The 13,550-nt window shown below is 58.5% G+C and carries 13 protein-coding genes; 10 read left to right on the top strand and 3 right to left on the bottom strand.

Annotated features, from left to right (window positions below):
* Window positions 1-9: 9 nt before the first annotated feature.
* From tauA to tauD, 4 genes are all read left to right on the top strand, one after another.
* Entirely contained in the window at window positions 10-987 is a 978-nt protein-coding gene (tauA, locus tag ACYASS_RS20565; protein WP_463587478.1) for a taurine ABC transporter substrate-binding protein, read from the top strand.
* Between the two features lie 15 nt (window positions 988-1,002).
* Window positions 1,003-1,794: a taurine ABC transporter ATP-binding subunit gene (tauB, locus tag ACYASS_RS20570; protein ID WP_463587479.1), complete on the top strand. Its 792-nt coding sequence runs from the start codon at window positions 1,003-1,005 to the stop codon at window positions 1,792-1,794.
* Window positions 1,791-2,627 (top strand): taurine ABC transporter permease TauC, encoded by an 837-nt coding sequence (gene tauC / locus ACYASS_RS20575; protein WP_463587480.1) that lies wholly within the window; start codon window positions 1,791-1,793, stop codon window positions 2,625-2,627. Before tauB ends, tauC begins: the two co-directional genes overlap by 4 nt.
* Window positions 2,628-2,690: 63 nt before the next feature.
* The gene (tauD, locus tag ACYASS_RS20580) at window positions 2,691-3,524 is read left to right on the top strand and encodes a taurine dioxygenase (RefSeq protein WP_463587481.1); all 834 of its coding nucleotides are present in this window, start codon (window positions 2,691-2,693) and stop codon (window positions 3,522-3,524) included.
* A gap of 1 nt (window position 3,525) precedes the next feature.
* On the opposite strand, the gene ACYASS_RS20585 is transcribed toward tauD, so the two are convergent.
* The 3 genes from ACYASS_RS20585 to ACYASS_RS20595 form a co-directional block, all read right to left on the bottom strand.
* Entirely contained in the window at window positions 3,526-4,197 is a 672-nt protein-coding gene (locus tag ACYASS_RS20585) for an RraA family protein (RefSeq protein ID WP_463587482.1), read from the bottom strand.
* A gap of 145 nt (window positions 4,198-4,342) precedes the next feature.
* Window positions 4,343-5,176, bottom strand: coding sequence for a transporter substrate-binding domain-containing protein (locus ACYASS_RS20590; protein WP_463587483.1), 834 nt, complete (start codon window positions 5,174-5,176; stop codon window positions 4,343-4,345).
* Window positions 5,177-5,195: 19 nt separating this feature from the next.
* Window positions 5,196-6,512: an OprD family porin gene (locus ACYASS_RS20595; RefSeq protein ID WP_463587484.1), complete on the bottom strand. Its 1,317-nt coding sequence runs from the start codon at window positions 6,510-6,512 to the stop codon at window positions 5,196-5,198.
* Between the two features lie 341 nt (window positions 6,513-6,853).
* On the opposite strand from ACYASS_RS20595, the gene ACYASS_RS20600 reads away from it, so the two are divergent.
* The 6 genes from ACYASS_RS20600 to ACYASS_RS20625 all read left to right on the top strand — a co-directional run bounded on the left by ACYASS_RS20600 (window position 6,854) and on the right by ACYASS_RS20625 (window position 13,437).
* The gene (locus ACYASS_RS20600) at window positions 6,854-8,086 is read left to right on the top strand and encodes an alpha-hydroxy acid oxidase (protein ID WP_463587485.1); all 1,233 of its coding nucleotides are present in this window, start codon (window positions 6,854-6,856) and stop codon (window positions 8,084-8,086) included.
* A 194-nt stretch (window positions 8,087-8,280) separates the two neighbouring features.
* Window positions 8,281-9,369 (top strand): LLM class flavin-dependent oxidoreductase, encoded by a 1,089-nt coding sequence (locus ACYASS_RS20605; RefSeq protein WP_463587486.1) that lies wholly within the window; start codon window positions 8,281-8,283, stop codon window positions 9,367-9,369.
* 78 nt (window positions 9,370-9,447) lie between these two features.
* Window positions 9,448-10,416, top strand: a complete 969-nt coding sequence (locus ACYASS_RS20610; protein ID WP_463587487.1) for an aliphatic sulfonate ABC transporter substrate-binding protein — start codon at window positions 9,448-9,450, stop codon at window positions 10,414-10,416.
* 419 nt (window positions 10,417-10,835) lie between these two features.
* The gene (locus ACYASS_RS20615; protein WP_463587488.1) at window positions 10,836-11,831 is read left to right on the top strand and encodes an aliphatic sulfonate ABC transporter substrate-binding protein; all 996 of its coding nucleotides are present in this window, start codon (window positions 10,836-10,838) and stop codon (window positions 11,829-11,831) included.
* Window positions 11,832-11,886: 55 nt separating this feature from the next.
* Window positions 11,887-12,720 carry an ABC transporter permease gene (locus ACYASS_RS20620; protein WP_463587489.1) on the top strand — a complete coding sequence of 278 codons (834 nt, stop codon included), beginning with the start codon at window positions 11,887-11,889 and terminating at the stop codon, window positions 12,718-12,720.
* 3 nt (window positions 12,721-12,723) lie between these two features.
* Entirely contained in the window at window positions 12,724-13,437 is a 714-nt protein-coding gene (locus ACYASS_RS20625) for an ABC transporter ATP-binding protein (RefSeq protein ID WP_463587490.1), read from the top strand.
* The last annotated feature ends 113 nt before the right edge of the window (window positions 13,438-13,550 follow it).

The following is a 13,550-nucleotide window of genomic DNA, read 5'->3' on the forward strand; positions in this document are numbered from 1 at the left end:
AGCTTCATGATGAAACTGCACTTCCCTCTTCGCCTTCTGGTGGCACTGTCGTTGACTGGCGCTTCGTATCTGGCTCAAGCAGCCGACTTCACCGTCGCCTACCAGACCACCGTCGACCCGGCCAAAGTCGCCCAGGCGGATAACGCGTACGAAAAAGCCACTGACTCGAAAATCTCCTGGCGCAAATTCGAAAACGGTGCCGACGTGATCACTGCCATCGCCTCCGGTGATGTACAAATCGGCTACCTCGGCTCCAGTCCTTTTACCGCCGCCGCCACTCGCAAGCTGCCGGTTGAAACCTTCTTGATCGCCACTCAGATCGGAGCCGCTGAAGCGCTGGTGGCGCGCAATGGTTCAGGGATCAATTCACCGCAGGATCTGATCGGCAAGAAAATCGCCGTGCCATTCGTTTCAACGGGGCACTACAGCCTGCTGGCCGCGTTGAAACACTGGAACATCGATCCGTCGAAAGTCACCATTCTTAACCTCGCGCCACCGGCCATTGCCGCCGCCTGGAAACGCGGTGACATAGACGCCACCTACGTTTGGGACCCGGCCTTGGGTGTCGCCAAGGAAAACGGCAAAGTGCTGATTACTTCCGGTGAACTGGCCAAGGTCGGAGCACCCACTTTTGATGCCTGGATCGTGCGCAAGGACTTCGCCGACAAGCACCCTGAAATCGTCAAATCCTTCGCCAAAGTCACCCTCGATGCCTACGCCGAGTACCGCAAGGACCCCGCCGCCTGGCTGGCCAAATCCAGCAACGTCGACAAGTTGGTGAAGCTCTCCGGCGCTAAAACCTCGGACATCCCGGGCCTGCTGCAAGGCAACGTCTACCCGCTGGCCGCAGATCAAAGCGCGCTGCTTGGTGCGCCAACCATCGATGCTGTCACCAAGACCGCTGCGTTCCTCAAGGAGCAAGGCAAGGTCGATGCGGTACTGGCTGATTACGCACCCTACGTCAGCGATAAATTCATCACCCGATAAGCGGAGTTTCAGCCCATGGCTTTGCTCAAACTGGAGCGCATCAGCGCACAGTATCCCGGCGCGACCGAACCGGTGCTGGCGGACATTTCCCTCAGCCTCGGCCCTCGGCAATTGCTGGTGGCACTGGGTCCCTCGGGAAGCGGCAAAACCTCCCTGCTCAATCTGATTGCCGGTTTCGTACAGCCCAGTGCTGGCAACATCAGCCTGGACGGTGTGACGGTCAATGGCCCGGGCGCAGAACGTGGCGTAGTGTTCCAGGACGATGCATTACTGCCTTGGCAGGACGTGTTGAGCAACGTCGCGTTTGGCCTGCAACTGGCGGGTGTACCGCGCGATCGGCGTGAGGCCAAAGCCAGGGAAATGCTCGCTCTGGTCGACCTCGCCGGTTTCGACCAACGCAAGATCTGGCAGCTGTCCGGTGGCCAGAGGCAGCGTGTTGGCCTTGCTCGCGCACTGGCGGCGGATCCATGTGTACTGCTAATGGATGAACCTTTCGGCGCACTGGATGCATTCACCCGCGAACAGATGCAGGAGCTGCTGCTGCAGGTCTGGCAGCGAACCGCCAAACCGGTGTTCCTGATCACCCACGACATTGAAGAAGCCGTGTTTCTCGCCACCGACCTGATTCTGTTGGCGCCAAATCCGGGACACATCGCCGAACGCCTGCAACTGGATTTCGGGCAGCGTTATGCCGCCGGGGAGTCGGCCCGTTCGATAAAGTCTGACCCACGCTTTATCGACACCCGGGAACATGTATTGGCCAGCGTCTTTTCCCAGCACGGCGTCTCTCGGGAGCAGTACGCATGAACAGCTACGAATTGCCGGGCAGCACGACCGCTGCCCCTGAAACTATCCCCGCCCCTGTGCGCTGGAAACTGAGCACGCGTGCAATCAGCGTGTTGACACTGGTGGTGCTGTTGGCAGCGTGGTGGGCGGTGACTGCCGCAGAACTTATCGAACCGCTGTTCCTGCCACCGCCCTCTGCGGTGCTGGAAAAAGCCTGGCTGCTGATGACCAGCGGCTACATGGATTCCACCCTCTGGCAGCACCTCGGGGCGAGTTTGCAGCGCATCGGTCTGGCACTGTTTTTTGCCGTACTCACGGCCATTCCGGTGGGTATCGCCATCGGTCACAACCGCATCGCGCGAGGTATTTTCGACCCGCTGATCGAGTTCTACCGCCCTATCCCTCCGCTGGCTTATTTGCCGCTGATCGTGATCTGGTGTGGCATCGGCGAGTTCTCCAAGGTGCTGTTGATCTACCTGGCGATTTTCGCCCCCATCGCTATCTCCACCGCGACCGGCGTGCGCACCGTTGACCCGACGAAATTGCGTGCTGCGCAATCGTTGGGGGCCACTCGCTGGCAGTTGATTCGCCACGTGATCCTGCCAAGCGCGCTGCCGGAAATCCTCACTGGCGTGCGCATCGGGCTGGGTGTCGGCTGGTCGACGCTGGTGGCTGCAGAACTGATCGCGGCGACCAGCGGTTTGGGCTTCATGGTTCAGTCAGCGGCGCAGTTTCTGGTCACGGATGTGGTGGTGCTGGGAATCCTCGTCATCGCCGTGATCGCCTTTGCCATGGAAATGGGCTTGCGCGCACTGCAGCGCAAGCTGGTGCCATGGCATGGGCAGAGTCATTGAAGAAGCTGCCACATAGATCGCCACGGTCCTTCGACGAACTGCGCACAATCCGGACACCTTTGCATGCCTATCCAGATATCACCCCTAAGCCCTGCCCTCGGCGCACAGATCAGCGGCATTGATCTGAGCCAGGAACTGACCCACGAACAGCGCGAGGCCATCGAACAAGCGCTGCTGAAACACCAGGTGCTGTTCTTTCGCAATCAGCCACTGACACCCAAACAACAGGCGCGGTTTGCCGCCGGTTTTGGCGAACTGCACGTGCACCCGATCTACCCGAATGTGCCGGAGCAACCCGAGGTATTGATCCTCGATACTGCGGTTACCGACGTACGCGATAACGCGATCTGGCACACCGACGTGACGTTCCTGCCGACTCCGGCGCTGGGTGCCGTGCTCAGTGCAAAACAACTGCCGGAATACGGTGGGGACACGTTGTGGGCCAGCGGCATCGCGGCCTATGAAGCGTTGTCACTGCCCCTGAAAACGCTGCTCGATGGCTTGACTGCGACGCATGATTTCACCCGCTCATTTCCCTTGGCGCGCTTTGGCACCACACCGGAAGACATCGCCCGCTGGGAACAGACCCGCCGTCAGTACCCGCCGATTTCGCATCCAGTGATCCGCACGCACCCGGTCAGTGGTCGCAAGTCACTGTTCGTCAACGACGGTTTCACGTCGCGTATCAACGAGCTGAGTGAAACAGAAAGTGCCGCGCTTCTGACCTTTCTGTTCAGCCACGCGACTCGCCCGGAGTTCACCATCCGCTGGCGCTGGCAAGCCGATGACGTGGCGTTCTGGGACAACCGCGTCACTCAGCATTACGCAGTGGATGACTACCGGCCGCAGCGGCGCGTCATGCATCGGGCGACGATCCTGGGTGATGTGCCGGTTTGAATCAGAGGTCGCAACCAGCGGCCAGTAAGGCATTCAGCACCCAGGCGCGGTCGTTACGTTCTTCGGCGATGGCTTGCAGCTTTGCCTGCTCGGCCAAGTGTCTCGCACTGGCCAGTTCATACACGGCATCGACCTGATCGAACGGCACGCACAGCACCCCGTCAGAGTCGCCAACGATCAGGTCCCCGGGCTCGATAACCATGCCGTCAATGGCAATCGGCACATTGATTTCGCCAGGACCGTTCTTGTACGGGCCTCGGTGAGTCACACCACGGGCGTACACCGGAAAGTCGATGGCAGCGATACTCGCGGTATCACGCACAGCCCCGTTGATGACCACCCCGGCCAACTGTTTTTTCCGGGCGAAGGTCAGCATCAATTCGCCGATCAACGCGTTGGTCAGATCCCCTCCTCCGTCGACCACGATTACATCGCCGGGCTCAGCGATATTCAGCGCGTGATGCAACATCAGGTTGTCGCCGGGCCGACACTTGACCGTCAGTGCAACACCCACCAGCGCTGCACCGCGATGATAAGGCCGCAAACCGGCACCACCCGCTGTCATGCGCTGCATTGAATCGCTGATATTGGCCACCGGCAGATTCCGGTAACGCTCGACCTGCTCAGCCGTCACCGCACGTTGGCGGTTGAGGACTCTGAAACCTATGGGCATGTTTGGGTTTCCTGTTTGACTGGCAACATTTGTGCAGCGGCATGAACACCGTAGGACCGGCTTTAGCCGGGAGGGGCCGGAAGCTTCGCTGTATATCTTGTTTCAGGAACAATGCCGTCCCGGCTAAAGCCGGTCCCACGGGTACTTATTTGCCTAACGGCACCGAATCACGATATTTCTCATGCAACGCCAACAGCCCGGGCGACGGGACCATTCCGTTGCGTTTGCCGGTTTCGATCAACCAGCCGCTGCGGTGCCAGTCACGGACGATGGCGTCGATCTTGCCCTGAATATCATGCTCACCCTTGCGCACCCAGATCACCGACTGCAGCGGGTCTCGATCTGCCGGCAGCGGGATTTCGTAGTCGGCCCACTCGGGGTTGACCAACAACGCCTGCAAGGTCGGGCTGACATGCACCGCCGCTACGCAGCCATTGCCACGCAAGGACAGCAGCGACTCGGACTGACTGCGGAACGCCTTGATTTCAGCGCCATAGGTGCCGCGCAACCAGTTGATGAAATTGCTGCCCTGGGACACGCACACCGGCTTGCCGCGCAAGTCCTCCCAACGCTTGATACCTGCGTCCTTGCGCATCAATGCGGCGGCGGCAATTTCCTCGTAAGGCGTCGGCACGTAATCGAGCATTTTTGCCCGATCCGGCGTGAGATTCATGTTGGCGATCAGGATGTCGACCTTACCCTGCTGCAAGAACTGCACACGGCTCGGCGCGAGGACCGGAACCATCTCCACTTTCACACCCAGGCCATCGGCAACGCCCTGGGCCAGCTCGACGTTGTAGCCTTTGGGCTCGCCGGTCGCGGGGTCCAGAGTGCCAAACGGCAAACCACTGACCATGATCCCGACGCTGATCACGTGGCGCTGCTGAATTTTGTCCAGCGTCGCATCAGCGTGAGCGGCACCGATGCCTGCCAGAAGCGTGGCGCCGAACAACAACGAATTAACGGTTTTTTTGTACATGACAGGTCACCTCAAGGGGTTAAAACAACGCCAGGGAATAGCTGACGATGACGCGGTTCTGGTCCTGGTCGCGCTGACTGGCGACGCCGGAACGCAAGGCTGCGTTGCGCCAGGTAAGACCCAGCCCTTTGAACGTACCGGTCGGCACTACATAGCTGACGCTCAGGTCACGCTCCCACTCATGTCCCGCGCCAGCCGCTTTGATGTTGCTGCCACGCAAATATGAAATAGAACTCTTCAGACCCGGCACGCCGATTTCCGCGAAGTCGTAGCCGTACTGACTGACCCAGGTTTGCTCGCCAGCACGCTGAAACTTGCCGATCTGCTTATTGGTGATCAGATACGCCGTCGCTCCGTCGCCCTGATTCAGGAAAGGAAAGTCACTGTTGCCGTTAACCTGCTGATAGCCCGCACTGAGTGCATGCCCTGCCAGGCTGTAGGTAAACAAAGCGCTCCAGGTCCGGTTATCCACCTCACCCGAAGTACCTGGGCGGCCAGACGTGCGATAACCTGCCAGCCGTCCTTCCTGACTGGCATTTTTGCCGTCTGAGTCACTGAGGAAGTACCGCAGGTCAGTTTTCAACTTGCCCGCGGGCAACTCAAGGTTGTGGGTCAGGCCGAAGAAGTGTTGGGTATAGAAATCCTGCAGATTGCCGTAGTAATACTGCGCCAGCAGGTCCTTGCTGATCCGGTAATCAGCGCCGCCGTAATAAAAGGCATTGCTGCGCTGACCGGTACGGCTGTTGGAGCCGGAAATAGACAGCGAGTCCGCGCTGGTGGAGTTGCGCCCCTTGGCGTGTTCAAGCTTGCCGCCGATCAGCGTCAAGTTGTCGAATTCCTTGCTGGTGATCTGCCCGCCTTCGAACGTCTGCGGTAACAGGCGACCGTCGTTGTAGGTGACGACCGGTAACTTGGGTTGCAAGGTACCCAGGCGCAGTTCGGTTTTCGAAACTCGAACTTTACCCGTCAACCCCAGACTGCCGAACTGGTCGACCGCACGATTATCGCTGTCACTTGGAAAAACTGCGCCACCGGAAGAACTGCCAGAGTTGTAAGCCGTGCCTTTACCCGAATCCAGTTTTATCCCGACCAGCCCCAACGCATCGACACCCACACCGACAACACCCTGAGTAAAACCGGAGGTGTAATCAATAATAAAGCCCTGCCCCCATTCTTCCTGTTTTGAAGGTTCGGCTGCGCCGTCCCGACTATCACCATTGAAATAATAATTACGGGCCGTCACCGTCGCTTTACTGTCCTCGATAAAACCCGCCGCGGCTGCCTGTTGTGCAACCAGACCCGCCGCCACCGCGGCCGTCAGTGTTGACTTGAACATTTAACATTCCTTGATAACCCGAACACATCGGGACCGCCCCTGCAGACAATCAGCCTGAACACCCCGACCTAAAGGCCCGCACGCTAAGTACCCAACCTCGTAAAACGAAATACTCAGATAATATAAGTTTATAACCCGGCCCGTTATAAGCCTCTGCCAAACGCCTATAAGTAGTAAAACCGTGGACTGCACAATACCCCCTGCATCTTCAACCCTTTAATTGATTAACGAGCGTGATATATCCCTGCGGATCGGTAATATAAGTTCACCTGCAGATAAACGTATGATGCCCATCAGAACTAATGTGTGGCCTCTTTCAAATCATCGGAATAATCAACAGCGTGTCGACCCTGCCAACCGCAAGTGCACGTTCACCATCGAATTCAGCTGCCGCCCCCGGCAAAGCGCTGAAAAAACTGCTGCGTCTGGATGACTTCGAAGCGGCGGCACAGAAACACTTGCCTGGACCGATCTTCGGCTATGTAGCAGGTGCAGTTGAAGACAATCTCTCGCTGAAGTGGAACCGGGCGGCGTTTCAGGACTACGGTTTCGCACCGCGTGCGTTGGTGGATATCTCCCGGCGCACGCTGACGACCGAGCTGTTCGGCCGTCGCTATGCCGTCCCGTTTGGCATCGCGCCCATGGGGATCAGCGCGCTTTACGCCTACCGTGGCGACTTGATCCTGACCCAGGCCGCAGCGGCCGCCAACCTGCCAATGATCATGAGCGGATCATCGCTGATCCCGCTTGAAAATGTGGTCAAGGCCAATCCAGATGCCTGGTTTCAGGCTTATCTGCCAGGCGACGAAGCAAATATCGTGGCGTTGATCGAGCGAGTGGGAAAAGCCGGCTTCAAAACCCTGGTGATCACAGTCGACGTTCCGGCGGCGGCCAATCGCGAGAATAATCTGCGCACAGGGTTCTCCACGCCGCTGCGACCCGGGCTGCGTCTCGCCTGGGACGGCATCAGCCATCCCAAATGGCTATTCGGTACATTCTTCAGGACGCTGCTCAAACACGGCATGCCGCACTTCGAAAATAATTATGCACATCGCGGCGTGCCAATTGTTTCGTCACATGTGGCCAGGGATTTTGCGCCCCGCGGCCATTTGAACTGGGAACACTTCAAACTGATTCGCAAGCAGTGGCCAGGCACGCTGATCATCAAGGGCATCCTGCACAAAGATGATGCCATCAAGGCCCGTGAATGCGGTGTCGACGGCATCATTGTCTCCAATCACGGCGGTCGCCAACTGGACGGTGCCGTCTCCCCCCTGCAAGTCTTGCCGGAAATCGTCAAAGCCTGTCCAGGCATTCCGGTGATGCTCGACAGCGGTGTGCGCCGCGGCACCGATGTGATCAAGGCGCTGGCGCTGGGTGCGCGCTTCGTCTTTGTCGGCCGACCGTTTGCCTTTGCAGGATCAGTGGCCGGGCAAGCAGGTGTGGACCACGCAATTCAGTTGCTCAGAGATGAAGTGTCGCGAGACATGGCCATGCTTGGGGTCTGCTCGATTCCGGAAATCGGGCCGCACTTATTGCTCCGCAGGCAGACATCAGGATTTACGGCGATTTGATACCGGTCAGAAAAATTCCGAACACTGATCCTGAAGCAAAAGTACATGCAATATTTTTATAATAACCTTAGGTCAAAATAGAATTTCACAGCTCGCTTCTATAGCCATATGTTGCAGGTAAGGATTCAGGTTTCGGGAAAACTCATCCCCACTGTCTCGACCCCATACGGTATGAATACAAGAAGGAGCTGTTCATGAGCATCGAATTCATCGGCTACATCGCCACCCAGCCAGGCTCGGAAATCCACCCGCGCAGCGGCCCGACCATCCAGCCCGAATACGTGGCGAAAGTTGCCAAAGCCCATGAAGACGCTGGTTTTGATCGCGCACTTGTGGCCTACCACTCCAACAGCCCGGACAGCGCTTTTGTTGCCGCTCATGCCTCAAGCGTCACCAGCAAACTCAAATTCCTGATCGCTCACCGGCCTGGCTTCATCTCGCCAACCGTGGCGGCGCGTCAGTTTGCGACCCTCGACGTGTTCAACGGCGGGCGCACCGCGATCCACATCATTACCGGTGGTGACGACAAGGAACTGCGCGCCGACGGCAGCCATATCGGCAAGGACGAGCGCTACGCCCGCACCGATGAATACCTGGGCATCGTGCGTCAAGAATGGACCAGCGAGAAACCCTTCGACCATAAAGGCGAGTATTACCAGTTTGAAGGCGCCCACTCGCTGGTGAAGTCCCCGCAACAGCCGCACATCCCGGTGTATTTCGGTGGTTCCTCGCCGGCGGCCATTGCCGTAGCGGGCAAGCACGCCGATGTGTACGCGCTGTGGGGCGAGACTTACGAGCAGGTCCGCGCGGTCGTCAAGGAAGTCCGCGCTGAAGCCGCCAAGCATGGTCGGACGGTGCGTTTCAGTCTGTCATTGCGACCGATCCTGGCGGAAACCGAAGAAAAAGCCTGGGCCCGAGCCGACAGCATTCTGGAGCGCGCCAAAGCCATCGCCGAAGGTAATGGCTTCGTGCGTCGTGAGCCACCCAACGAAGGCTCGCGCCGCCTGCTGGCCGCTGCTGCGCAAGGTTCACGCCTGGACAAACGCCTATGGACCGGTATCGCCGGCCTGCTGGGCGCGCAAGGCAACTCAACGTCACTGGTCGGCACACCTGAGCAGGTCGCTGAAGCGCTGCTGGATTACTACGACCTGGGCATCACCACCTTCCTGATTCGCGGTTTCGATCCGCTGGACGACGCTATCGACTACGGTAAGAAACTCATCCCGCTGACCCGCGAACTGGTGGCCAAGCGTGAGCGTGAGGCTCAGGAAAAAGTCGCCTGATAACGCTGCAAAACTTCCAGAGGGCGCAATAGCGCCCTCTTCTTCGTCTGCAAATACTTATCCATCTTCGAGAATGCCATGTCGAAACCGCTATTGAATATTCGCCTGCGTCGCCCGCTGCTTGCAGGCCTGGCCATCGCCGCCGCATGGACGCTGATGCTGCCAGCCCAGGCTCGGGAAACCGTGCGCATCGGCTATCAGAAGTCCTCGACGCTGATCACCGTACTGAAAACCCAGGGCAGGCTGGAGAAGGCCCTGAACGATGCGAACATCGACGTCAGTTGGCATGAATTCCCCAGCGGTTTGCCGTTACTGGAATCGTTGAACATCGGCAACGTCGATATCAGCGCAGATGTCGCCGATACCGTGCCGATCTTTGCTCAGGCGGCTCAGGCCCGGCTGACCTACTTCGCAGAAGAGACGCCATCGCCCTCCGCCCAGGCCATCGTGGTACCAAAGGATTCGCCCATCAAGGAACTGACGGACCTGAAAGGCAAGAAAGTCGCCGTGACCAAAGCAGCCGGCACGCATTACTTGCTGATCGCAGCCTTGGCCAAGGGCGGTCTGAAGTTCTCTGACATCCAGCCTGCTTATCTGACACCTGCTGATGGGCGTGCTGCGTTCGAGAACAACAAAGTTGACGCCTGGGTGACCTGGGAACCCTTCCTGACCAGCGTGCAGCGCCAATTGCCCACCCGCACTCTGGCGGACGGCACCGGCCTGGCCAGTTACAAACGCTATTACCTGACCAGCACGCCTTACGCCAAGTCCCATCCGGAGGTGCTCAAGCTGGTATTCGATCAATTGCAGAAAGCCGGTCACTGGGTCAAAGGCAATCCGAAAGAAGCCGCCGCTTTGCTCGGCCCGCTGTGGGGCAACCTTGATCCGGCCACCGTTGAAATCGCCAACAGCCACCGCACGTATGAAGTGCGCCCGGTGAAAGCGGATCAACTCGGCGAACAACAGAAAATCGCCGACGCGTTCTTTGCTGCAAGCTTGCTGCCCAAAGCGGTGGATGCCAAAGATGTGGAAATCTGGAAGCCCTGAATACCTGACAAACCACCGCCCCTGTAGGAGCCGAGCTTGCTCGCGATTCGTTCTATCCGCCGACAAATGTATCGACTGTGGTGACGCTATCGCGGGCAAGCGCGCTCCTACAATTCCCGGTTTGCTGCGCGACAGCGCTGTATCAGGGACGCCGGGCGGCCTCACAGAAAATGCATGACAACCAGAATGGCCATCGTCGGCATCCCCGCGAACTGTTGCTCCGGCAACAGTCGCTCAACAGACTGTTTCCCCACCGACAGCAAAACCTTGTCCCGCACACTTCCAGCCCCTGTATTTCAACTCCCGGCCATTTGGCACAGAGCCTGCAATATTCCTTTTAAGCAGGAAAGCAATCAGCCTACTGCCATTTTTGTGAATAAGAAAAATCTCTGATATCGCCTTGCCTGGAGCTGTTCCAAATGAACGCTAAAACCCTGTTTTCCTTTACTCGCGTAAAGCTGTTGATCGGCGCCAGTGTGCTGGCTCTGGGCATGAATCCCTTGGCCTTCGCAGCAGAAACCGCCCCGGCGGAAGTGAAGCTGGATTACGCCTATTACTCGCCAGTAAGCCTGGTGCTCAAGCATTTCGGCTGGCTGGAAAAGGCCCTTCCGGATAGCAAAGTGGGTTGGGTGTTAAGTCAGGGCAGTAATCGCTCGCTTGAATACCTGAACAGCGGCGGCGTGGATTTCGCCTCCTCGGCCAGCCTGGCAGCAGTACTCAGCCGCGCCAACGGCAGCCCGATCAAGTCGGTGTATGTCTATAGCCGCGCCGAATGGACCGCATTGCTGGTGCGCAAGGACTCACCGTACAAAACCATCGCCGACCTTAAAGGCAAGAAAATCGCCGCCACCAAGGGCACTGATCCGTATCTGTTCACGTTGCGCGCCCTGCAACAGGCAGGTCTGAAAAAAGACGACGTGGAACTGGTGCACTTGCAGCATCCGGATGGCCGCACCGCGCTGGAGAAAGGAGATGTCGACGCGTGGGCCGGTCTTGATCCACACATGGCTGCCAGCGAAGTCCAGGCCGGTTCGCGCCTGCTGTATCGCAACAAGGACTTCAACAGCTATGGCGTGCTGAGCGTTACCGAGAAGTTTGCCAAGGAACATCCACAGACCATCGAAACCGTACTGAGCGCCTACGAAAAAGCCCGCGAATGGTCGGTCAAGCACCCGGATGAACTGGCCGAATTGCTGGCCAAGGAATCCGGCCTGCCGCTGGACGTTGCCAAGCTGCAACTGACCCGCACCGACCTGAGCACCCCTCAATTGAGCGGCAAGGATGTCGCGTCTTCCAAAGGTGCAGCGCCAATTCTGGTGTCTGAAGAACTGGTTCGCCGTGGTGTGAATGTTGACCAGGTAATTGATCAACTGATCGATCCGGGTTTCAGCAAGACATTGACGGCGAGTCAGTAAAACCCAGAGCGGCTTCATTTCAGTTCAGATGGTTATGTTTAGCTAGAGCCCCCCCATGAACAGCAAAAGCAAAGACCTGCCAGCGCCGCTCGCGCTGCCTAATCCGACATCCGGCGCTGCATGGAAGCGACGTGGAAAAGGCCTGGTGCTGCCGCTCCTGATCATCGTTTTTCTGGAGATAATCGTGCGCATCGGCTGGCTGCCGTCGTACCAGATGCCAGCGCCCAGCGAGATCGCTCTGACCCTTGGCGACCTGGCTGACGGGCCGTTGTGGAAACACATCAGCGCCAGCCTGTTGCGGGTATTGATCGGCTTCGCCATCGGCACTAGCCTGGCGTTGATTTTCGCCGCGTGGGTCGGCTTGAGCCGTGAGGCTGAAGCCTATCTGGAGCCAACGTTCGCCGGCCTGCGATCAATCCCGAGTCTGGCCTGGGTGCCGCTGCTGCTGTTATGGCTGGGCATCGACGAGACCTCGAAAATTGTTCTGATCGCAATTGGCGCGTTCTTTCCGGTGTACCTCAACGGCGTGGCAGCGATTCGCAATATCGACCGCAAGCTGGTCGAAGTCGGCCAAATGTATGACTTCAGCCGTGGTCGCCTGACCCGCCGCATCCTGTTGCCGGCCGCCCTGCCCGGCCTGTTCACCGGCTTGCGCAGCGGCATGAGCCTGGCATGGATGTTCCTCGTTGCCGCAGAGTTGATCGCCGCCACCAAAGGCCTCGGCTATCTGCTCAGTGACGGCCGGGAAACCTCGCGACCAGACATCGTACTGGCAGCCATCATCGTATTGGCAGTGCTCGGCAAAATCAGCGACGGCGCTTTAGCCGGTCTTGAAAAACGCTTCCTGGCCTGGCGCGACACGTTCAGTGGCCAAAGCACCGGAGATTGAGAGATGACTGAAGTGCTTTTGGATATCAACGTCCAACGCAAATCGTTCGGCAGCACTACGGTGCTGCACAACGTGCATGTAAAGCTGCACGACCGGGAAGTCATCAGCCTGCTGGGACCGAGTGGCTGCGGCAAGAGCACACTTTTACGGATCGTCGCCGGGCTGGAAAAAGACTATCAGGGTGAGTTGCATCGAACCGCTGACGAAGTCGCGTTTGTGTTCCAGGAGCCGCGCCTGATGCCATGGCTGACGGTGGAGCAGAACATCGGTTTCAGCGACGACAAGCACTACGACAAGGACTGGGTCGCGCAGTTGATCGAAGAGGTCGGTCTTGCGGGGTTTGCTGACGCGTTGCCCAAGGCGCTGTCCGGTGGCATGGCGCAACGGGTGGCCATTGCTCGCGGGCTGTACTCACACCCCAAAGTCTTGCTGCTGGACGAGCCGTTCAGCGCGGTAGACGCCTTCACCCGCATGAAGCTGCAGGACCTGCTGCTGCAGCTCGCCCAGCGGCATGCCATCGCCTTGTTGCTGGTGACCCATGATGTGGACGAGGCGCTGTATCTGAGTGATCGGGTACTGGTAATGTGCAACCGGCCGAGCAATATCCGTCAGGAGCTGGCCGTGGAACTGGCTCATCCGAGGGATCGCCGCGACGCCATACTGGCGAGCCTCAAGGTCCTGTCATTGACGGAATTGCAGCAGGCGCATGTGATTTGAGGAATGCGGTTTCCCGCTGAGCTGCAATCCCCTGTGGGAGCGAGGCTTTGCCCCGCTTGTATGCAAACCCAAAACGCGGGAAGCCGCGCCCCCACAGGGGGCAAGTTTTCACA

Source organism: Pseudomonas sp. HP_14, assembly GCF_055283875.1.